The sequence below is a fragment of the Streptomyces sp. H27-D2 genome (genome assembly GCF_035828615.1).
Taxonomy (GTDB): Bacteria; Actinomycetota; Actinomycetes; order Streptomycetales; family Streptomycetaceae; genus Streptomyces.
In genome coordinates this window covers 1-22,601 of sequence record NZ_JAYMZR010000106.1, presented here as the reverse complement: position 1 = coordinate 22,601, position 22,601 = coordinate 1, and the positions used below count along the sequence as shown (strand labels likewise).

The 22,601-nt window shown below is 72.1% G+C and carries 11 protein-coding genes; 10 read left to right on the top strand and 1 reads right to left on the bottom strand.

From position 1 onward, the window contains the following. Positions 1–95: 95 nt before the first annotated feature. Entirely contained in the window at positions 96–4,028 is a 3,933-nt protein-coding gene (gene eccCa / locus QMK28_RS29030; RefSeq protein ID WP_326442632.1) for a type VII secretion protein EccCa, read from the bottom strand. Positions 4,029–4,337: 309 nt separating this feature from the next. Here eccCa and eccD point away from each other — a divergent pair, with 309 nt between their 5' ends. From eccD to QMK28_RS28980, 10 genes are all read left to right on the top strand, one after another. Further along, positions 4,338–5,681: a type VII secretion integral membrane protein EccD gene (gene eccD, locus QMK28_RS29025; RefSeq protein ID WP_326442633.1), complete on the top strand. Its 1,344-nt coding sequence runs from the start codon at positions 4,338–4,340 to the stop codon at positions 5,679–5,681. A 51-nt stretch (positions 5,682–5,732) separates the two neighbouring features. Then, a complete protein-coding gene (eccB, locus tag QMK28_RS29020) occupies positions 5,733–7,223 on the top strand; it encodes a type VII secretion protein EccB (protein ID WP_326442631.1) in 1,491 nt (496 codons plus the stop codon). Between the two features lie 198 nt (positions 7,224–7,421). After that, positions 7,422–7,766: a hypothetical protein gene (locus QMK28_RS29015; RefSeq protein WP_326442629.1), complete on the top strand. Its 345-nt coding sequence runs from the start codon at positions 7,422–7,424 to the stop codon at positions 7,764–7,766. Between the two features lie 82 nt (positions 7,767–7,848). Further along, positions 7,849–8,148 (top strand): hypothetical protein, encoded by a 300-nt coding sequence (locus QMK28_RS29010; protein ID WP_326442628.1) that lies wholly within the window; start codon positions 7,849–7,851, stop codon positions 8,146–8,148. Between the two features lie 39 nt (positions 8,149–8,187). Beyond that, positions 8,188–8,571 carry a hypothetical protein gene (locus QMK28_RS29005; protein ID WP_326442627.1) on the top strand — a complete coding sequence of 128 codons (384 nt, stop codon included), beginning with the start codon at positions 8,188–8,190 and terminating at the stop codon, positions 8,569–8,571. A 110-nt stretch (positions 8,572–8,681) separates the two neighbouring features. Further along, complete coding sequence (locus tag QMK28_RS29000) at positions 8,682–10,925, top strand: hypothetical protein (protein WP_326442626.1); 2,244 nt, start codon at positions 8,682–8,684, stop codon at positions 10,923–10,925. Between the two features lie 43 nt (positions 10,926–10,968). Further along, positions 10,969–11,724 (top strand): type VII secretion system-associated protein, encoded by a 756-nt coding sequence (locus tag QMK28_RS28995; protein WP_326442624.1) that lies wholly within the window; start codon positions 10,969–10,971, stop codon positions 11,722–11,724. Beyond that, positions 11,724–12,182, top strand: a complete 459-nt coding sequence (locus QMK28_RS28990; RefSeq protein WP_326442622.1) for a YbaB/EbfC family nucleoid-associated protein — start codon at positions 11,724–11,726, stop codon at positions 12,180–12,182. Before QMK28_RS28995 ends, QMK28_RS28990 begins: the two co-directional genes overlap by 1 nt. Continuing rightward, a complete protein-coding gene (locus QMK28_RS28985) occupies positions 12,175–12,516 on the top strand; it encodes a hypothetical protein (protein ID WP_326442621.1) in 342 nt (113 codons plus the stop codon). The genes QMK28_RS28990 and QMK28_RS28985 overlap by 8 nt, the downstream gene beginning before the upstream one ends. Positions 12,517–12,540: 24 nt before the next feature. Continuing rightward, positions 12,541–22,601 (top strand): WXG100-like domain-containing protein (locus tag QMK28_RS28980; protein ID WP_326442619.1); only part of this gene is annotated, 10,061 nt, incomplete at its 3' end.

Sequence of the window (22,601 nt, the reverse complement as noted above, 5' to 3'; positions counted from 1 at the left end):
CACCCGAACCGAGCGGAACCGACCCGAGCCACCCAGCACACACAAACGGGGGTGGCCGCCCTCCAGGCCGGGCGGCCACCCCCGCAGCATCGGGCTCACCCCTCCGCGGGTGCTGCCACGGCCTCTTCCCCGAGCAACGCCGTCTGCAACTGCACGATCCCGCGCCTGGTGATCAACTGAGCGCGACCGACCGGCAGTTGCCGGGGCTTGGTGTCGTTGAACAGGTATCCCTCGGAGGGCGGGCAGGACAGCAGCGCCGCCGGGGTGTTGACCTCCATCAGCCGCCTCAGCAGCGGATCGCTCATCGCCCGTGAGGCCCCGTTCGCGCTGCGGGCCACGATCAGGTGCAGGCCCAGCTCCGCGCCCTGCGCCAGGTAGTCCAGCAGCGGGCCGAAGTGGTTGGACATGCTGCCGCCGGTCACCATGTCGTAGTCGTCGATGACCAGGAAGACCTGCGGCCCCTCCCACCAGTCGTGCCGCTTGAGCTGGGCCGGGGTGATGTCCGGTCCTGGCAGCCGCTCCTTCATGGCGCGTGAGACGCCGTCCACGACCTGCTTGAGCACGTCCACCGAGACCGCGTAGCCCAGCCGGTGCGAATCGGGGACGCTCTCCAGCAGGTTGCGCCGGTAGTCGACCAGCATGATTCGTGCCTCGGACGGGTCGTAGCGCTCGGCGATGGTGCGGCACACCGAGCGCAGCAGGTTGGTCTTCCCGGTCTCGGCGTCGCCGACCACCACGAGGTGCGGTGTCTGCGCGAAGTCGTGCCAGAAGACGCCCAGTTGGTTGCCTTCGAGGCCGAGCGGCATCCGCAGATCGCCGTCGGCGACCTGGGCGGCGGGCAGTTCGGCGGCGTCCAGCACGGCGGGCAGGGTGCGTACCTGCGGGGCGCGCGGTCCGTCCCAGGCACCGGCGATCCGCTCGACGGCGTCCGCGACGCCCACGCCGAGATCCGTGGCGTTCCCACTGCCGTCCAACCGGGGCAGCGCGGTCAGGAAGTGGTGTTTGGTCTCGGTCATGCCGCGTCCCGCGGCCTTCGGAACGGTCGCCGCGGCCCGCATGTTGACCATGGAGTCCATGCTGTCACCGAGCCGCAGTTCGAAGCGGGTGCCGAGCTGGTCGCGCAGCGCCGTGCCGATTTCCGCCCAACGGGTGGACGCGATCACCAGGTGCACGCCGTAGTTCAGGCCGCGTGAGGCCAGCGTGGTGAAGGTGTCCATGATGTCCATGAAGTCCTGGCGCACGGTGCCCCAGCCGTCGACGACCAGGAACACGTCGCCGTACGGCTCGTCCGGCAGCTCGCCCGCGGCCCGGCGCGTGCGCAGGTCGGCCATCGAGTCGAGGCCGAGATCGGCGAACTGCTTCTCGCGGCGGGCGATGAGCCCGTGGATCTCGGCCAGCGTGCGGTGCACCCGTTCCAGGTCCAGCCGCCCGGTGACCCCGCCGACGTGCGGCAGGTCGCGCAGTCCGCCGAGCGCGCCGCCGCCGAAGTCCAGGCAGTAGAACTGCACTTCGCGCGGGGTGTGGGTGAGGGCCAGTGCGAGCACGAGGCTGCGCAGCAGGGTGGACTTGCCGCTCTGCGGCCCGCCCGCGATGCCGATGTGCCCGCCGGCCCCGGCCAGATCGGCCATCAGTGGCTCGCGGGCCTGCTCGAAGGGACGGTCGACGATGCCCACGGGCACGGCCAGCTTGGCGTGCGTGTCCGCGGCGGAGGTCGTCAGGCCGCGCTCGGGATGGACCTCCAACTGCGGCAACAGGGCGTCGAGGGAGGGCGGTACGTCGAGCGGGGGCAGCCACACCGGGTGCGCGGGCGGTCCCGCGTCCCGCATCCGGGCCACGGCCACCGTCAGCAGACTGTCGCTCGCCTCCTCCTCCGGCTCGGGATCGGCCGCGAGGGGCAGCGCGCGCGGCGCGATCCACTTGGTGCTGTACGGGACCACCTGGTCGGCGATGACCGACTGCCTGACGCGGCGGGTGCTGCGGTAGGCGCCGGAGACGTACGCGGCCTTGAAGCGCACCAGGGTGCCGGTGTCCTTCTTGAGGATGGCGCTGCCGGGCACCGACGGCAGCTGGTAGGCGTCCGGCACGCCGAGGACGCCCCGGCTCTCCATCGCGGAGAAGGTGCGCAGCGCGATCCGGTAGGACAGATGCGACTCCAGCTGGTGCATCCGGCCCTCGTCCAGCCGCTGCGAGGCGAGCAGCAGGTGCACGCCGAGGCTGCGGCCCAGCCGTCCGATCATCACGAACAAGTCCATGAAGTCGCGGTGCGCGGACAGCAGTTCGCTGAACTCGTCGACCACCACGAACAGGGTCGGCAAAGGCAGGAGGTCGGCGCCGGCCGCCCGGGCGGCCTCGTAGTCCAGCGCCGAGGTGTAGTTGCCGGCGCTGCGCAGCAGTTCCTGACGCCGCATCAACTCGCCGTGCAGGGCGTCCTGCATACGCTCGACCAGGGCGGATTCGTCCGCGAGGTTGGTGATCACCGCGGAGGTGTGCGGCAGCCCGTCCAGACCGAGGAAGGTCGCGCCGCCCTTGAAGTCGACGAGGACGAGGTTGAGCTTCTCGGAGGAGTGGGTGAGCGCGAGGGCGAGCACCAGGGTGCGCAGCAGCTCGGACTTGCCGGAGCCGGTGGCCCCGATCAGCATGCCGTGCGGCCCCATGCCGCCCTGCGCCGACTCCTTGATGTCCAGCTCGACGGGGTTCCCGTCGCCGGACACGCCCAGCGGAACCCGCAGCCGGGAGCGGTCGGGGCGGTCCTCGCGGAGCTGGTCCACGTCCATGCTGTGCAGGTCGGGCACGCCCAGCAGGGTCGTCAACTGCACGTCGCTGGTTAGGGCTTCGCCGGTGTCGACGGTGATGCCCATCTGGTACGGGGACAGCATCGCGGCGAGCGCGCGGGCCCGCTTGGGCCCCAGCCGGTCGGGCCGGCCCAGCGTCGTGGAGGTCTCCTTGCCGGAGCGGTCGGTGCGCACCATCTCCAGCTTGTCCGCGGCCACCCGCAGTCGCAGCGAGTGCCGGCCCGGCAGCCAGTCGAAGGCGCCGCCGACGTCCAGCGTGACGGCGTTGCGGTATCCCTCGGCGCCCAGCCGCAGGTCCGTGAGGGCCTCGGGGTTGTCCAGGACGATGACGTAGTACGGCTCCTCGGCGCTCGGCACCGCGTCCGGGTCGAACGGGGGCCGGCCGGCGAACTCCGGGCCGATCAGCTGCTCCAGCCCGGCGGCCGTGTCGGTGACCAGCCGCACCGCGCCGGCCCCGTCGGTGTCGGACGGGTGCTGGGCGTGGGGCAGCCACTTCACCCACTCCCAGGCGTCCCGCCGGTCGTGGTCGGCCACCACCACGATCCGCAGATCCTGCGGGGCGTGCAGCACGCTCAACTGCCCCAGCAACGCACGGACCATGCCGCGTGCGGCCTGTGCGTCGCCGTGCGCGAGCACCTTGGCGTACGTCCGCAGGTAGAGCGCGACGGGCTGGTCGGGCACCGTGCCGTAGGCCCGGATGAAGCGGCGCAGCGCGTGCGCGCACAGCGGTTCCAGGTCCTCGACCGGCTTGGTGCTCAGCGGGGCCAGCTTCATGCCCAACTGCTGTTCGCCGACGGCGAGTCGGATCTCGGCGAAGTCGTCGTGGGTGGCGCGCCGCTCCCAGAGCCGGCCGGTGCGCACCAGGCTCCACAGCGCCACCGGCTCCGGGTGCCGCCACGCCTGGGCCTCCTTCTGCTGGGTGATCAGCTTGCGGATGCGCCGCCGGCTGATCGACAAATACCGTAGATAGTCCCGTCGTTCGCTGCGCAGGGCGCGCTTGCGGTCCCCGGAGGCGCGGATGATCTGGGAGACCAGCATGCCGATGGCGGACACGCTCATGAGCCCGATGGCGACGTACATCAGCGGTCCGCCGCCGCCTTGTCCGGGCCGGAGGAAGATGAGCACCATGCCGAGCGAACTGAGCGCCATCGGCATGTACGTGATCATGTTGCCCATGGCGCTCTGCGCTTCGGGCACCGAGGGCGGTTCTTGAAGGCTCAGTTCGCCCTGTGGCATCTCCGGGCCGAGACGCCGGGGAGGCCTCTTGAAGAGGACCACGCTCAAAGGGATTCGCCTTCCTGAGTTCCTGGGGGAGAAGCAGGGCCGATTTCCGGGGATGGACCGCGCCGGGGCTCCGGCAATTGGCGGTAATGGGTTCCAGGTGGACCAAAGCGGGACCCACGCATAGGGGCGATGAGGGCCACCCCGGAGTGACCCGTACCGGACTCACGATAATGTGATCAATGAGATCGCGTCGACCGCCCTCCTGGAAGGGATGAGCCACGCTTGAGTGACAATTCCACAGCATCGCTTTGCCGTTTGACCGTGCAAGCCCCCGAAACATCCTTCGAACTCGCCGTTCCCTCCGACATCGCACTCGCCGATCTGCTGCCCACGATCGTCGATCACGCCGGAACCGACCTGCACGAGCGCGGTGCGGAAGCGGGCGGCTGGGTGCTCCAACGCCTGGGCGAAGCCCCACTGGACGAGGAGAGCACCCTCAACGCCCTCGGCCTGCGCGATGGTGAGACCCTCCATCTGCGCGCCCGCAACGAGTCGTTGCCAAAGATTCACTTCGACGACCTCGTCGAGGGGCTCTCCAGCGGTCTGCGGGAGCGTTCCGACTCCTGGCGCCCCGCCTGGTCCCGATATCTGATGACGGCTCTGACCCTGTGCGTGCTCGGGGCCGGCCTGCTGCTCCTGGTGCTGCCCGGCCCCGGCCTGCTCAGAGCGGTCTGCGCTGCGGGCGCCGCCGTACTGCTGCTGGCCGCCGCCGGCTCCTCCTCGCGGGCCCTGGGCGACGCCGGGGCGGCCGGCGCGCTCGGCGCGGCGGCCATCCCCTACTTCGCCCTGGCCGGCGCTCTGGTGCCGCAGGGGTCGGCAGACAACACGGAGTTGGGCGCCCGGCTGCTGGCCGGGTGCGCGGCGGGCGCCGGGTGCGCCGTCCTGGCCCTGGCTGCCGTCGGAGCCTGCGCCCCGCTCTTCCTGGGGGCCGCTGTGGCCGCCGCGCTCGGCGCGGTCGGCGGGGCCGTGATGCTCTTCGGCGTCCCGGTCCACGAGGCCGCCGCCCCGATGGTCCTGGTCGTCGTCATCCTGGGCAACTTCCTGCCGTCCCTGGCGTTCCGGCTGTCCGGGCTGCGGCTGCCGCTGCTGCCCACCAACGCCGATCAGCTCCAGGAGGGCATCGAACCGGTGCCCGACGAGCACGTCGTGGCCCGCGGCGCGATCGCCGACGGCTACCTGACCGCCCTGTACGGCGCGACGGGCCTGGTCGCCGCCGGGTGCCTGACCGCCCTCGCAAGGGAGACGTCCTGGCCGCCGCTGACCGTGGCGGCGGTGCTCAGCACACTGCTGCTGACCCACGCCCGCGCGCTGGGCGGCGCCTGGCAACGGCTGGGCGTCGTACTGCCGGGCGCCTACGGTGCGGTGCTGCTGATCGTGCTGCTCACCCTGCGGCTCGAACCGGCCGAGCGGCCGTTGCTGCTGGCCGCCCTGATCGCGCTTGCGGCGATGCTGGCCATCGCCGGGTGGACGTTCCCGGGCCGGCGGCTGGTGCCCTACTGGGGGCGCGCGGTCGACCTGCTGCAACTGCTGCTCGCCATCGCCCTCGTCCCGCTGGCGCTGCTCGCCGCCGGGCTCTACCACTACCTCCGGGCCCTCAACGGCTGACCGGGCCGACCAGGGGCGCGCCCCCGGCGGCCCGGCGAGAAAGGCGAAGGCATGCAGTCCAGGCGGGACCAGGTCCAGGCCCATATGTTCGTGATGGGCCGGCTGTCGTTGGGCATGCTCCGCGACGACCCCGACGCCCCCGAGTCCGCCCACCGGCGCACCTCGCGGGGGGTGATCATCGGCCTGGTGATCGGTGTGCTGATCGCGCTGATCGTGGCGGTCTACGGCTTCGTCGTACCCGGCGGCGCCGACGCCTGGAAGACCAACGGGACGCTGGTCGTCGAGGAGAAGACCGGAGCCCGCTACCTGTCGCTCAAGGGCGTGCTGCACCCGGTGCTGAACGAGACCTCGGCCAAGCTTCTGGCGGGGGACCGGATGGCCTCCGAGAGCGTCGCCGCGGCCTCCATCGAGGACGCCCCGCGCGGCAGCACCCTGGGCATCGTCGGCGCCCCGGACGCGCTCCCGGGCACCGGCGCGCTCAGCCGCGACGCCTGGTCGGCCTGCGCCACCCGGAGCGACGGCGCGGGCGGACCGGCGTCGGGCGGCGGCGGTTCCCCCGGGGCCGCGCTGACGCTGGCCGTGGGCCTGCCGGCCGAGGGCCGGCCGATCACCGCGGACCGGGCCACCCTGATCCGCGGCGGAGCGCGGCAAGGCAGCTACCTCCTGTGGCGCGGCACCCGGCTGCGCCTGGACACGGCGAACTCCTCGGTGCAGGCGCTCGGCTTCGGGGCGGCCACCGCCTTCCCGGTTTCTGGCGGTTTTCTCAACGCGCTGCCCGCCGGACCGGACATCGCGACCCCGGACGTACCGGACCGGGGAGCGAAGGGCCCGGCCCTGGCCGGACGCCCGACCCGGATCGGTCAGCTCTTCGACGCGGCCGGCGGGCGGCGCTTCCTGCTGCGCAAGGAGGGGCTGACACCGCTCACCGCTCTGGAGTCGGCGCTGCTCAAGGGGGACCCCCGTACCCAGCGCACGGCCTACGCGGGCGGCGCGGTGAGCGTCCTGCGGGTGGGCCCCGACGATGTGGCGCGGCACCAGGCCCCCAAGCGGGCGCGGCTGGTGGGCGCCGGCGGCGGCGCGGTGCCGTCCGCGCCGCCGAAGGCCATGCCGGTGGCGGCCTCCGAAGGGGTGTGCGCCGTGACGGGAACGGCCGGCGGAGCGCCGTCGGTCTCCGTGGTGCTGCCCCGCGCCGCGGCCGTCGGCGGCCGTCCGCTGTCGGCGGAGCCGGGCCTGTCGGCCGGCTCCGGCGTCGCGGACCGGGTCGCGGTACGCCCGGGGGGCGGCGCGCTGGTGAAGGCGCTGTCGTCCTCGGGAGCGGGTGGTGTGTACTACTTGGTGACCGAATCGGGGGCCAAGTACCGGGTCGCCGGCGAAGAGGGGCTCAAGCAGCTCGGCTACAGCGCGGAGCAAGCCGTCCGGCTGCCGTCCGCGCTGCTCGGAATGCTGGCCACGGGACCGGACCTGGACGGCGCGACGCTCCGTACGCAAGGTCTGGTTTTGAACGGAAAGAGCGTCAGCAGCCTTGAGAGCAAGGGAAGTTGAGCTTCAGCTGAGCTTTCCCGCAGACGAATTTCGGCTGATCGTCGCAGGTCATCGGTGAATTCCGGGTGAACGGACATCCGCTGGATGGATGTAGGTATCAACGAGGCGATGGTCGTACTAACCTGATCATCAATCGGCAGCCGGAAGACGGTGTTCCGGTTGATTCCCCCTGTCCGGCCGCGCCAGAGGAGTACCCCCATGTCCCCCGAGCCCACGAACTCCGGCAATCTGCCAGGCACGCTGTCCAAGGACGACGCCGCGATGCAGAAGACCCTGGCGGCGCTGGGGGAGCATCTCAACGGGATGGCCGAGGCCGGCCGCACCGTCCGGCAGATCAAGGAAGAGGTCGCCACGGCCTACCAGGCCAAGTCGGCTCTCACCCACGGCCGCGGCATCGACGACTGGATCGCCGTCCACGCCCGGGTCACCCAGGCGACGCAGTCGTTCCACGAGGGCACCAAGATGGCCAACATGGCCCTCGACGACGGCGAGCAGGAAGCCGATGGCCTGGCGCTCAGCATCTCCAACTCGATCAACCCCTGATCGCTCAGCGCCTTACGGCCCGACCCGCTTCCCCCCTGCTCCACCCCCCCCGCGTTCGTCCCTGAGCCCGTAGGAGCCCGCCGTGAGCAATGTCAAACTCCATCACCAAGGGGTCAGTGACGCCTCCAGCAGGATGAAGACCGCCCACGACAGCATGATCGACGCTGTGATGTGGCTGGAGAAGAACTTCAACGATCTGCGCGAGACGCTGCATGGCGAGGCGCGGACCGCGTGGGACGAGTTCCACCTCGAACTCTCCAAGTCCAAGGAGCGGCTCGAACTGGACTACAAGACCGCGAAGACCACGCTCGACCAGATGCACGCCCGGCAGATCGAGGGCGACTCCAACGGCCGCAGGCGCATGCAGCAGGCCCGCGGATGATGACGCCGATGACGGCGGCACGGACGGGGAGGCGCGGCCGTGGCTGACGACGACGACCACGAGGGCAAGACCTTCAAGATCACCGACGAGGTCCTCAAGGACTACGCCAACGCCAAACTGCCCCGGTTCCAGGAGGGGCTGCGCGGAAACCTGGAGTACGCGCAGCTCGGAAGCGGTGAGCAGCTCGCCCCGGGTAAGCCGGACCTGTACCTGCCGGCCAAGAACCTGCAGACGCTGTTCGGGACGTTCTCCACGGATCTGCACGCCCGGTTCGAGAGCGCCGTCGCGCTGATGAGCAAGTTCTCCCAGGACCTCCTCGACGTGGACCTGCTGCTCGATGAGGCCGAGAAGGACGCCGACTCCATCGCGGTCCCGACGCTGTCCGAGGATCTGAAGAACATCCTGACCGCCAAGGCTCCCTGACCGGCACCCAGGCTCCCTGGCCGGCCAAAGCCCCTCGGCCGGCAGCCGGGCTCCCTGAGCCGGAGCGCCGCCGCAGTACCGAACAGCCGTGACGACGAGGAAGGACCCCGGTGCCTGAAGCCCCGTCCCCATTCGGTGCGCCCACCCGATGGGAGGACATCCTCCGGGTGTTCGAGGGCACCGGCCAGTCCAAGGTCAACCGTGACACGGTGGCCGGACCGGGGTCCGAGTCATGGATCACGGGCACCGACAGGGGCACCGTCATGGGCGGGAGCGCGGTCCCCAGTCTCGACATCTGGTGGCCGTTCAAGTACACGCAGAACTCGGTGGAAAATCAGTACGTGGTGGGCCTCACGTACGACTGGGCCAAGTTCGGCAACGACGGCGGCGCGCTGGTCGAATTCACCAGGGGTTCCAGGGACATCTTCAACTCGGTGGTCCCCGGAGGAAACGCCGTCGCCAATCCCGCGACCCTGCGCGAGGCCGCGATGGTGGTGACCAGCCTGGACCAGTGGGTCCAGGGGTGGGAGCAGCAGTTCAAGACGTGGGCCACCGAGATCGGGGGGAACGACAGCGACCTCCAGGGCGAATCGGCCGGCCTGTTCAAAGCGACTCTCGAAGCTGTCGAACGCTCCCTGCGCGTCACCAGAGCCTACTTTCGCGAGGGCCAACTCGCCGCGGCGCTCACCAGTTCCGGGAATCAGATGACGCAGACCGTCACTGATTTGTCGGGCGTCATGGACACCTGGATGGCCGATAGTCTGGCCATGCCGATGGGACACCTCTACGAGGTGTTCACCAAGGCGATGGCGACGATACCGCCGATCGGCGAGATCACCGGGGGCTCGACCAACGACATCAAGAAGGAAATGGCAGCCAAGGTCGTCTCCCCGACCTATGGCTCTCCGGTGGATTTCGACTTCTGGGACAAGATTCAGAACGAGGCCAAGGCCAGCTGGCTGGCCAACGTCGTGAAGAAACTCGACGAGCCCTCCGCAGCCCCCATGAAGCGGCTCACGGACAGCTATATGGCGACCTCCAGCAAAATTCCCAGCGTTATCAAGGAATTCACTCTCCAGCTCAACAAGGGCGACCTGGAAACGTACTACGCGCCGCCCAAGCCCGAGGGCGGCGGGGGTAAGGACGGTCCCGTCAAGGAGCCGCCCGGCGGTGACGGTGAGGACCCTCCCGGCGGCGACGCGGGCGGCGACGGACCCGGCGGCGACGACGAACTCGGTGGCGGCGGAGCGGGCGGGAAGGGAGACGGCGGGCTCGGCGATCTCGACGGGAAGGGCCCGGGCGGCGAGGGCGAGGGCGGGAACACCGGCGGCCCCCCGAAGCCGGAACAGCTCTCGGTCACCCCACCCGGCGGGGCGTCCATCGGCACGGGCGGGGGCGGCCAGATTTCCGGCCTCGGCGCGCCCCCCGGCGGGGCGAGCCTCGGCTCCGGCGGCAACAGCGTGCTGGACAAGGACGGCAAACCGCTCGGTGACGGCCGCGGCGGCATGTTCAGCGTGCCCCCCGGCTCCCGGATCGACCCGAAGACCGGCGCTGTCACCGACGCCAAGGGCCGCCCGGTCAAGGGCGCGGACGGCAAACCGATGACGGTCCCCAAAGGATCGAGTGTCGGCCCGGTCACCTCGGGCGGCCCCAAGGGCAGCAGCGCCGAGGATCAGCTCAGCCGTCTCCGGGGCAACATCGACACCAGCTCCGGCAACGGTCTCGCCGTCGATTCCGAGGGCAACGTCATCATGCCCAAGGGCGCGAAGATCGACGCGCACGGCAACCTCATCGGAGCGGACGGCAAGCCGCTCACCAACGCCTACGGCGGCAAACTCAGCGTTCCGGCGGGCTCCCGGATCAACGCCGACGGCTCGCTGACCGACCCGGGCGGCAAGCACATCACGGAGAGCAGCAGCTCTCTCAAGACGCGCGGCCCCAAGATCGGCGAGGAGACCTGGACGGCCCCCCGCCGCTCCTCCACCGTCGGCAGCGCCATGAGCGAGCTCGCCTCGGCCAAGAACGCCGCCGGCCTGGGCCGGATGGTCGACAGCAACGGCAATGCCGTCACCGGGCAGACGGTCTCGCCCGGACTGAGCTCCCGCGCCCAGACGGCCCTGGGCGAGTCGGCCGTCGCCGCCGAAGGCGCCCGCGCCAACCAGACCGCGGGGCCCGGGGGACGGGCAGGGGGCTCGGGCGCCCCTTTCATGCCCCCGATGGGCGGCGGCATGGGCGGCGGCGGCGGTGGCGGCGCGGCCGGCGGCGCCGACCGGCAGCGCAACGTGTGGGTCACCGAGGACGAAGAGGTGTGGGGAACGGACTCCGACGCGCCCCCCGGTGTGATCGGCAGATAGCCCACCGGCCCCCTCGCCCGACGACGACAGGAACCGCACGGCCATGGAAACCCCAACTGACCCGGCGCAGGCAGCAGCCGCCGGTGACCCGCCCCCGGATCTCCCCGCGGACATACCCCCGGACATGCCTCCGGTCCCCGAGGACATCCGGGCGGCGGCGCGCACCGCCCCCGACCACTGGTTCGGCATGGTCGACCCGGCGTGGACGGGCCAGGACGCGCCTCCCGCCTGGGCGGTCATCGGCCAGTGGCGCTCGGACGCGCACGGCGAGATCACCGAATGGCAGGACAACCACGAGTACCGGCCCTCGCCCGGCATGCTGGGCTGGGCCGAACCCGCCGACGACGTCGACGCCGCCGTGCAACTGGCCGCCACCGGCTACGGTCCGCCCGAGGACGTCGCGGCCGCGGCGGCCGCCGCCGAGCTGGCCGTGCTCACCGCCCCCGACGGCGGGCCGGTCCTCGCGTGCGCTCCGGACGGCGGTCCGGTCGTCCCGGCGTTCACCTCCCCGGTGCACCTGGAGCGGGCCGGCGCGCTCGCCCATCAAGTGCTCCCCGCTGACCGGGTGTTCGCGCTGGTTCCGGACGGGCACGACCTCTACCTCAATCCGACGGGGCCGGTGGCCATGCTGCTGTCCGCGGCCGACCTGGAGCGCGCCGTACGGGCGCTGACGGCGGCGGCGGATACGGCGGCAGTGGATTCGGCGGCCACGGCAGAGCCCGACCCGAGCGCTCCCGACCCGAGCGCTCCCGGCGCGGCCGGTCGCGCGGCCGGCGGGCAACAGAAGGAGAAGGACTGATGGCATCGCTGTCGGAGCAGCTCGAAGAGGCGATGGCCGAGCTGGCGGAGCACACCCAGAAGATCACGCAGGTCCAGGAGGAGCTGTCCCGGATCACGGCCTCGGCGACTTCCAAGGACCGGATGGTCACCGCCGTGGTGAACCCCCAGGGTGAGATCACCTCGCTGAAGTTCCACACCGAGGCGTACCGCACCATGGCGCCCGCCCAGCTCTCGGCGGTCCTGGTGACCACGGTCAACGCGGCGCGGGTGGCCATGACGGCCAAGGTCAGCGGCTCCGTACGCCCCCTGATGGGCGATCAGGACGCCATGGCGGACAGCCTGTTCGGCGGCGGAAGCCTCGACCAGCTGCTCGCGCCGCTGCGCGCGATGCGTCCCCAGGGTCTCGCCGAGACGGTGCTGGGCGAGAAGCCGAAGGCGGCCCGCGCCCGCGCCGACGAGGAGCAGTTCGATGGCTGAGGGAGCGACCTCCGAGGGCGCGATGCTCATCCCGGAGAACCTGCCGCAGCGGTTCTCGCAGTTCGCCGAGATGTCCACGATCCTCGCGGACCTGCGCCGCATCAACGACAACATCAACCTGCAGAACAAGACGGCGGCCGGCCAGGACGACGAGTACGCGAAGGAGTACCACAAGTTCGTCGAGAAGCGGGGCAAGGGGCTGTCCACGGGACTCGACGGGCTCTCCGAACTCCTCGACATGGTCGGCGTGAACGGCAAGGCGGCATCCGACGGCCTGGACGAGGCCGAGGACGACGCGTCGAAGATCGCCGCCGGCCCGAACGCCGGGCACTGAGCGGGCGGGCGACGGAACCGGACGATGGCGATAGAGCTTCCCAAGGAGTGGGCGGGACTCCTCAAGGGACTGACCGGAATGGATTTCCCGCAGGCCAATGAGGACAGCCTGCGCGCGGTCAGTCACGAATACAAGGAAGTCGCCGAGAAGTTCGGCCAGTTGGAAGAGCTGCTGCGGCAGGTGGTCCAGCAGGCCCAGCAGGACTTCGAGGGCGCCACCGCCGACGCTTTCGTGGCGTACGCGAGCCAGTTCGTCGGCGGCGAGAACAGCCTGCTCGGCGGGGCGGGCAAAGACGCCGAGGTGCTGGCGGAGAACGCCTACGAGACCGCCGCCGACATCGAGTACACCAAGTGGTCGATCTTCGGCCAACTCGCTCTGCTCGTCGTGCAGATCGCCCTCGCGCAGGCCCTCTCCATCCCGACCGCCGGACTGTCCGAGATCTGGGCCGCCGCCGCGATGGGGGCCTTCCGGGTCGCGGCCATCATGTTCCTCAAGTTCCTGCTCGCGCAGATCGTCATGCAGGTGCTGATCGGCATCGTCGGCGGGCTGCTGCTGGACTCGATCCTCCAGCTGACCCAGATGGGGCAGGGCAACCGCAAGGAGTGGAACACCAAATTCACCCTGACGGCCGTGGAGTTCGGGCTCATCGGCGGGGTGCTCGGCGGTCCGTTCGCCGTGCTCGGTTCGGGCTTCGGCAAGCTGCTGGGCAACCTCGGCGGCAAGGGCCTGGGCAAGCTGCTCGGCAACGAGGCCGGGAAGACCTTGTCGAAGGGGCTGGCGCAGGGGCTGGGCCCGGGCGTCGCGAAGGGCCTGGGCAAGGGCGCCGCCGGCGCCGGAGCCGGAGCGGCCGGCAAGGGCGCTGCCGGTGCGGGCGCCGGAGCGGCCGGCAAGGGCGCTGCTGGTGCGGGCGCCGGTGCGATCGCCAAGGGCGCTGCCGGTGCGGGCGCCGGCGAGGTCGGCAAGAAGATCGTCAACCACGGCATCACCGCCGAAGCCGCGCGCAACCTCGGCAAGAACCTCGGCAATGTGCTCGGCCGGACCACCGAATCGCTCGGCCAGGCGGGGGCCAAGGGAGCACGCGGTACGGCGGCCAACGCGGTCGGGAAGGCCGTCGTCAATGACTTCTCCAAGGCGTTCGAGAAGCACCTCGGCGATGCGCTGGGCAAGGAGACCGCGAAGAACCTCGGCCGGGAGTACGGCGAGACGTTCGTGAAGAACTGGGCCGGCAAAGCCGACTGGAAGGGCCTGACGCACGCTCTGGACGACACGCTCAAGCCCTACGTGGACAAGCTCGGCACAGCGGGGGCACGCACCTTCTCGCACGAACTGCCCGAGTCCCTCGTGCACACCGTCGGCAAGAATTTCCAGGGCAGTCTCGGCTACCGGATCGGCGACATGATCGGCGGTTCGGCGGTCGACGCCGGTCATATGGCCGTCACCGAGGGCCTGTACAACTTGATCTTCGGCCCGGACCACCAGTTCACGGTGAGCGGCTTCACCCCGATCGCCGGTATGGCCAGTGGCGTGCTCGGCCGCGTGCTCGGCCACGGCTTCGAGGGGCTGCGCAACCTCGGACACAGCGGCTCGTCGCCCGAGCTGCACCCTCCGGGCGCCGGCCTCGACGGCGGGGCCGGTCCCGCCCCCCGGCCGGACGGCGCCGCACCGCCGACCGTGCCTGAGACTTCATCAGGGCCGGGCAGCACAACGGAATCCGGTACCGCTCCCGAGTCCGGGACCGGCTCCGAGCCGGGCTCCGGATCCACTCCCGAATCCGGCCCCGGCTCCGGATCGAGAGCCGATACGGAATCCGGGTCGGGCCGGGAGTGGAGGAACTCCTCGGACTCCGATACCTCGGGCGAAACCTCCCCCCGTCCCGACTCCAGCACCCGGTCGGCCGACTCATCCGCTTCCGCGTCGGAATCGAGGTCCGCTCCCGAGACCACGGGCGGTCCCGGGAGCCGCGACGAGGCGTCCGGCAGCGGACAGGACTTCCTGGCCAACGGGCCCAAGGGCGACTCCAGCGCGAATCCGGGTGACGATTCCGGCCGCTTCACCCCCGACCGAGACCTGGGCGACAGTGCGGGTGACGGCGCGGGTGATGGCACGGGTGACAAGGGGCGGAATGCTTCCCCCGAGCCGGTGCCCGTGAACCAGCCGCTCGCCCCCGTGACCGCCGATCCGTCGCGTGCCGGCGGGACCGCCGCCGCGAACCCGTCGTCCCAGCCCGGCACGTCCCAGCCCGGCGCGGCCAACCCCGGCACATTCCGGCACGCGCCGCCGCCCAACAACGCGCCCGCCCCGAGCGGCGGACCGAGCGCCCCGGATCAGCGCGCCCACCCGAGCCCCCCGCCCCCGGCCTCGCACCGGACGGCTTCCGACGGCCCGGCGTCCCTCCGCGAGCCCGCCCCGGGCGTGGGGACCGGCGCGCGCCCGGACCCCGGCCCCGGGGGCACCAGCGCCGACGCCGGCGGGCGACGGAACGGCGCGGGCAGTGCCGTTCCCACCGTCAGCTCGGAAGCCACGAGCCACAGCTCCCGGTTCGACGCCGACGACCTGCCGCCCGTACCCACCCTCGACCTTCCGGGCAGTGCCGCCCGGTCCGAGACCCCGGACCGGACCGCGGTCCTGGACGAGGTCGAGACCGCCCTCGCGAAGGGCGACACCGACGAGGCGTTGCGCCGGCTCGACCGGCTCAGTGAACTGGAGTCCCAGGACCGGGAGATGATCGAGGACGCCCGGGGCCGCTTCCCGGTCGACCCCGACGACCCCGACCCGTTCAGGGCCGCCCCCGAAGTCGCCGAAGCGCTCGCCCTGGCCATCACGGCCGGCCGGCACGCGGACGTCCCCGACCTGACCCGTCCGGTACGCGCCTACGAAGCCGAACAGCAGACCAAGCGGGACCGGCACGAGGCGTGGCTGCGGGACGAGGACGCAGACTCGGGCACCGGGCCCCCACGAAGCGAGGAAGACCTCCTCCAGGAGCGCCTGGACCGGCTCCGCGCCACCGACGGCGACGCTGGCAGCGACGCGCGACTGGACGAACGTCTCCAGCGTCTCCAGTACGGGGAGGGTTCCCACACTCCCGCCCGCGCCGCCCGCGTCGAGGAACTGCGCCGCGAGTACCGCCGCGCGCTGAGCGAGGAGCGCGCCGAGGGAGGCGAGGACGGCCGCACGCCGCCCGGCCGCCCGGCGACGGAATCCGGTTCCGCGCCCCGCCGGGACGCGGAGGCCGGCGACGACGCCGCCGTCGAGCGGCTCATCGCGCAACTCGACGAGGCGGACGCACGCTCCGGGCCACGCCCCGACGACGGATCGACACGATCAACACCCCCGGCCGAGGACCTGGATCTGCCCGCGCCGCCCACGTACGACCCGTCGCACCCGCGCTCCACCGCGGACACCGACACCGGCCCCGACCGGCCCGGAACCCCGCAGCCCCGGCCGACAGCCGGGGAAGCCGGCCCGCTGCTGGACGAATTGCCGTTCGCCCGCGTCGACGATCTCGCCGGGATGGACGACCCGGAGCCGGGCTGGCCGGCGCCGACGCCCGAATCGGACCTCCCCACCGCTCCGCGGTTCCCGAAGATCCCCGACGCCTCGACCGGGCCGGGCGCGGAGCTGGCCGCTCGGGTCCGCAGTTCGCTCGGCCACCTGGAGGCCGATGCCCGCCGAGTGGGGATGGACGGCGCCGAACGCCGCGAACTGAGCGGGCGCGTCAAGGACGACACAGCGGCCGGCCGATACCGGCAGGCGGCCGATGGACTGCGCGAGCTGCGGAACGCGGTGGCGGAACACGGCCTCGGCGAACGCATGCGGAGCTTCCGCAAGCACGTGGACGGCGGATACGAGCGCGCCTCGGAACTCGGCATGCGGCGCTCGGAGTGGTTCAAGGCCGCCCTCGACATCGAGTCGTCCGCCCTCACCGCCGAACCCCGGCGTACGACCTCCCTGCTCGACGCCTACGAGAACCGGCTCGGCAGGCTCAGCGCGGAGCTCGCGGCTCGCGGCGAGGACGGGCCGGGCAGCACCCGGCCGGAGCCGACCGGCCGCGACACCGGCATGGACGCGGTGGAGCGCTTTCTGTCCGACGGCAGGCTGCAACGCGAAGAGACGCTCGGGATGCCTCCGGAGCGCAGCGAGTACTGGGCCGAGCGCCGCCGTTCGGCCGCCACGGAGCAGGAGGACGCCCGGCTCCTGACCGAGTACGAGGCCGAGCTCGGCCGTCTCGGCGTCGACCAGCGGCTGCGGAGCCTGCGCGACCTCGGGGTCGCACCGCCCGAACTGGCCGCATGGGAGCAGCGCTTCGAGCGGCACGGCGTCACCGACGAGCTGTCCGCTCAGCACGACCGCCGTACGAACCACCTGCGCGACGACGCCGACCTGGCGGACCTGCAACAGCGGCTGGACGACTTGCGTCTTCGGGACGGCGCGGACCCGGCGGAGACCCCGGAGCCCGGCCCGCGGCGGGAAGCGGACCCGGAGCCGGAAGGCGGCCGGGACCGGCAGGCCGCCGAGGACGCGTGGAACGCGACCGAGGCGAAGTGGATCGCGGACCGGCAGGAAGAACTCGGCATGCCGCAGGACGAGCGGCAGCAATGGCAACGGGACAGGACCGCCGCGAGCGACGAGGAAACGCGCGACCGCGTCGACCTCGCGCACATCGAGCGACTGACGGAACTGGCCCGGGACCGCCGGGTGCGCGAGCTTGCCGAGAACGAGCCGACCGGCGCCGAACGCACTCCCGAGGAGCGCACGGAGTGGACACGGCGGTTCGACGAAGCCGGCGGTGAACCCGAAACCACCCGGCGGCTGCTCGACGAGCACGACGCGCAGACCACCACGCTGCGCGAAGCGGAGCAGGCCCGGCTCGACCGCGAACTGCGCGCCCCCGACCCGCTGCGCTCCCTCGACCAGCGCATCGACCAAGCCCTCGACGGTCTGCCGAAATCGGTCCGTGACCAGGCGAGCAGGGACAGCGCGACCCTCACGGAGCGGCTGCGCAGGCTGCGCGCGGGGGATTCGTCCGAGCCCGAGCCGCTCGCCCCGGACACTCGGCGCGGCGGCCCCGGCGACGCGGGCGACCCGCCGCGCCGGGAGAGCGCACGGCCGCCCGCGCCGGAGCACACCGGGCAGCCCGGTTCCGGGCCGACGGACGCACCGCCGGCACAGGCACCGCTGCCGGGAACTTCGCCGACGGCTGATCCGCCGTCCGCGCCGCCGCGTACGGGCCCGGCCGACTCCGGCGACACCGCGCGCACCACCGGGCCCGCACGCCCCGTCACGTCCTCCGACGGCGAGCCGAACCGGACCACGACGGACCAGGACACGCGTGCGCGCGGGCAGGACCCCCTCCCGTCCCCGGAGGAAGAGACACGGCAGGACAGCGGGCCCGAGACCGTGTCGGAAGACCAACGGCCCGACACGGAGAGCGCGCCGGAGGAGATCCTGTCGGAGGAAACCCCGCCGCAGGACACCGAGGACGGGCAGCACGGGCAGGACACGCCGGACGTCTCCGAGCGGCCCGAACCCGATGTCACACGACTCGCCGACGACCCGACAGCCCCGCCTCCCCAGGAGGACTCCGCCCTGCTCGCCGACGAGCGCGACACCGCCCTCGGCGCGCTCTCCGCCACCGAGTACGAGCGGCTGCTCTACCTCGCCCGGCAGCGGACCCCGGGTGCCTCCGACGAGCAGGCGCGCGACGAGGCGTACGCGTACCTGTCCCGCCCCGCCGAGCCCGTGGTGCGGACCGCCGACGGACCCGGCGAGCGCAAGGTCGAGCTGAAGCGCAACCCCGAACCGCCCGAGTGGGGACCGAACGACCTCGCCAAGTTCGACGACGAGGCGGCGCTGCCCCGGTCGCTGAAGGGCTTCGGCCACAGCAAGGTCACCTTCCGGGGACTCGACCTGCTCGCGGACGAGTTGCAGCGGACCTTCCGGCCCACAGCCGGCGGTCTCGAAGAGCTGAAGCGTGAGCTGACCGACAACCCGCACACCTTCCTGGCGGGCCGCGACTTCGAGTTCCGGACCCCGGACGGCGGCTACCGGCAGCTGCACATCAAGGTCGGCAACTACGGAACGTGGAGCCGCTACGCCGAGCCGTCCGAGATCGCCGCCGCGCCCGAGACGATCGCCACCGAGCCGACGACGGACCAGGCAGCAGCACCGACGGTCACCGACGCGACGACCACCCCGCCCACGACCACCCCGCCCACGACCGCAGCACTCAAGGAAGCGACGAAGGCCGCAGAGCCCGAGGCCGATCCCGAGGCGAACCTCACAAAGATCGACACCGAGGTCCGCAGCCGCCCCGGCGCCGGTGACACCAAGTCGCTGGGCGCGTCCCGGACCTTCGCCGTGTCCGTACCGCTGGGTCCGGCCGTCGGCACAGTCAGCCCGTACGGCTCGCTGTCCTTCAACCTCCGCCGGATGGAGCCCGGCTACGCCTACTCCACCGAGAGCCGCGCGCAGACCAGCATGACGGCGGTCGGCAAGGACGGCAGCCACGTCCACGCGGACGACCTGTTCGTCACCGTCGAGTCGAAGTCCTGGGACGCCAAGAAGGCGGAACTGTCCGCGTCGGACGCCCTGTGGAACCACGACGTCCCGCCCACCGCCACCTTCTCCGTGACCGGCGGCATCCTGTGGCGCGCCCCGGACAGCATCACGCACCCCGTGCACCCGGTCAGGATGCCCCCGGAGATCACCATCGCCCAGGGGGACCGGCCCCGGCTCTACGCCCCGCTGGACGTCGACCCCGGCGACCATTTGCTGCGCTGGGCGCTGGAGGCGTACCCAGAGGCCGGGCCAGGCACCGACGCGCGCCGGCAACTGGTGCAGTTCTTCGAGGCGGAGAGCCTGCGCACGCTGATCGGACCGGCCTCCACCGGCGCGGCGCTGAGCCCGCCGCTGTACGCCGACGCCGCGCGGACCCGTTCGCTGGGGGCCGTCGAACTGCGGCTGGAGCCGCGCTCCGCGACCCTGCGGCTGGCCTCCGACATGAGCGAGGTCAAGAAGGCGGACGCCGACCGCGGCACCGCCACCATCGAGCACCGCAACACCCAGGGCGGCGGCGCGGGACTCTCGATCGGCCCCACCATCTCCCCGATGGGCCCCACCGAGCCGCTCAAGGTACAGCTCGCCGCGGCGTACGCGCGCTCCAGCCAGCGCGCCGAGAGCAGCGTCGGCGGCAGCACCGCCGAGAGCGGCCGGACGCTCAACTCGCGTGGCCACGCCGGGTTCTACGACGTGCGCTATCGGGTGGAGGTGCGCAGGTTCGGCGGCGAGTGGCAGTCGCCGCACCCCCAGGGCCAGGACGCGCACATCGAGGCCTCGCTGCTGATGTCGCGCGGCGAGGCACGACGGCTCGCGGGCTGGGACGACGACACCACCCTCGCCGAGGGCACTCCGGAGCCGACCGCCCCCGGCTACCTGACCGAGCACGCCCCGAAGACCTTCGGCGCGCACGCCGTCGTAGACCTGGGCTCCGCCCCGAAACGGGACTCCCTCACCGATCCCGCGACCGATCCCGCGACGCAGCCCACGGCAGCGCCCGCGACCGCGCCGCGCACCCGCTCACTCGTGGAGCGCCTGCGCGACCAGGTGCAGAGCGGCCTCTCCCGGACCTACCCCGACCTGGTGCTCCCGCCGGGCCGGCACACGCCCGAGCAATGGCGCTACCGCACGGACCAGCACGCGCCCGGAACCGACGGCCAGGGCGCCGCGAGCGTCCTCAAGAAGCGCCCCGGCGGCACCGAGCAGGACTACAACACCGCGCTGCGCAACACCCACAAGCTGCACCAGGCGCTCTCCCAGGTCCGGGTCGAGAGCGCCCTGGAGCGGCTGACGACCACCGGCCTGCCCATCGTGCTGGAGCGGCTCGGCCGGTCCTACGACGACAACGCGGGCGTCCTCTTCAAGAGCTACGTCACGGTCAACCTGCGCGCCACCGCCACCGGCCGTCGCTTCGACGGCGTCCAGCAGGACCTGGGCCTGGCCACCAACGTCGCGTCCACGCGCCGTGCGGACAGCTCCACCACCCGCACCCACGGCTGGACGGCCGGCCTCGACGCCGGACTGTCCGGCATCAAGGGCCTGGGCGGCACAGCGGGCGCCGGCTGGCGCTACGGACGGCAGACCTCGTACGGCGCGAGCTACGGACCGCTGGTCATGCCGGACGGCGGCATCACCAGCGCGGGCCCCCAGCACCTCTGGACGTACGACCTGAAGTTCGAAGCCACCGCCACGCACTTCCGGCGTCCCCGCCAGCTGGCCCGGGTGCTCACCGGCCAACTGCTGAGCATGTCGCGCTTCGTGTTCCGCGCGGACACCCCGGTGGATCTGCTGGGACCGGACCCCGCCGGGCTCGCCGGACAGGTCACCCTCGCCGTGCCGGCGGCGCTCTCCAACCCCGCGATCAGCGTTCCGCGCCCACGGCACGCGGGGGCCGTCGAGCAGCCGCCCGATCGCGTCGAGGCGATGCCGGCCGACCGCGCCGAACAGCTCTCCTCCGGCCGCCCGGTCACCGACTGGACGCCGCACCCGCTCTTCGAACGCCCGCACATCGTGCAGAACGTGACCTCGCCCCAGGTGCTGCACCGCCACCTCAAGGAACTGCTGTCCGAGGTCTCGGACCAATCGTGGGTCTACGGGCTGGACGGCACCCCGGCGGGGCTGACGCTGGCCGAGTCCTTCGCCGTCGGCCGCAACGAGGCGGACTTCAGCGACGCGGCCCAGACCGGAAAGCATGTCGGCGAACTCTTCGGCAAGACCGCGTTCACCGACGTCACGGCCTCGGTCAGCGCCTGGCCGCAGATCCAGCGGCCACGCGTGGTCTCGGTGGTCGACTCCGGGGACCTCAGCCTCTCCGTCACCGGCTCGGCGATGACTGGAGCGGGCCACTCGGTCACCGACACCACCAGCAACACCCTCGCCCTCTCGGCCGCCTTCCGGGCCAAGCACACCGACGCGCACCAGACCTCCGGCACGTACGGCCTCAACTGGACGCCCCTCCAGCGGGTGCGGACCACCGCCGAGACGACGGCGCTGGCCGCCATCCCGACCAACACCACCCAGTACAGCGGGCCGCTGGCACTGGTCTCCGCCGACGTCGACTGGCACCTCGCCGCCCGGTCCCGCCCCACCGGAATGATCGCGCCGTCGGCGAGCTTCGCGTACGGCCGCCGCCCCCCGCAGGGCCGCACCGTGCATGTCCCGGACGGCGTCATGATGTGGATGCCGCTGCACGAGGCGAAAGCGGCCGGGCTCTACGACGACGGGCTGGGCGGCCAACCGCAGGAACAGCGGTACACGGCGAGCGAGCTGGCCCCGCTCGCCTCCTTCCCCGTCGGCCGGCTCGACATGGCCGGCGCGCTCGACGCGTTCGCCGCCCACGTCCGCAGGGAACTGCCCGGCCAGGCGGACTGGATCAACCCCAGCAGCATCCTGGAGGACCAGCTCGGCAGCCTCGCCCGGCTGGGCACGACGCTCTCCCCCGAGGGCGTGCGCGGGCTGATGGCCACCATGGAGCACGGCGGCGCGTCATTGCGGCTGGCACGCAACAACCTCGGCCCCGCCAAGAGCGCGCGGCTGATCATGACCCTGCACCGCGGGGAGCTCAGCAACGCGACACTGCGCCACGACCTCCAGCCGACCGCGGCCAAGCCGACGTTCTCCAGCGAGACCCTCTCGCAGAAGCTGTCGCGCGGCTCCGACGCCGGCTACAAGTTCAGCGAGTCGCCCGCCATCGAGGGCAGGCAGGGCGTGGAGTCGGCCAGCGCCGGCCTCGACGACCGCGGCGGCGCCGCGCGCTCGACGGCCGTCGCCCACACCGCGAACGACTCGGTCACCTCGTCGGTCGCCTGGGAAGGGCCGGTGGTGACCGGCACCACCCGGTTCAGTCTCTCCATCGAGCTGGAGATCGGCGGCACCAGGCCGCTGCCCCCCTTCCGGCACGACGTCGGCGAGATCGAGGAGCACCTGCCGCTGAGCCTCGCCCGGCCGCTGGCCGACGGCGACACCCGCCCGCCCGCCCCGATGCCGCTCGCGCCCGACCCGCTGGGTTCCCGGCCGAGGCTGCTGCGGGG

Bases quoted from the DNA above. Each gene is read 5' to 3' on its own strand.
- QMK28_RS28985 (WP_326442621.1), top strand. From the start codon at position 12,175: ATGGCTGAGGGAGCGACCTCCGAGGGCGCGATGCTCATCCCGGAGAAC.
- QMK28_RS29015 (WP_326442629.1), top strand. From the start codon at position 7,422: ATGTCCCCCGAGCCCACGAACTCCGGCAATCTGCCAGGCACGCTGTCC.
- eccCa (WP_326442632.1), bottom strand. From the start codon at position 4,028: ATGCCACAGGGCGAACTGAGCCTTCAAGAACCGCCCTCGGTGCCCGAA.
- QMK28_RS28995 (WP_326442624.1), top strand. From the start codon at position 10,969: ATGGAAACCCCAACTGACCCGGCGCAGGCAGCAGCCGCCGGTGACCCG.
- eccB (WP_326442631.1), top strand. From the start codon at position 5,733: ATGCAGTCCAGGCGGGACCAGGTCCAGGCCCATATGTTCGTGATGGGC.
- QMK28_RS28990 (WP_326442622.1), top strand. From the start codon at position 11,724: ATGGCATCGCTGTCGGAGCAGCTCGAAGAGGCGATGGCCGAGCTGGCG.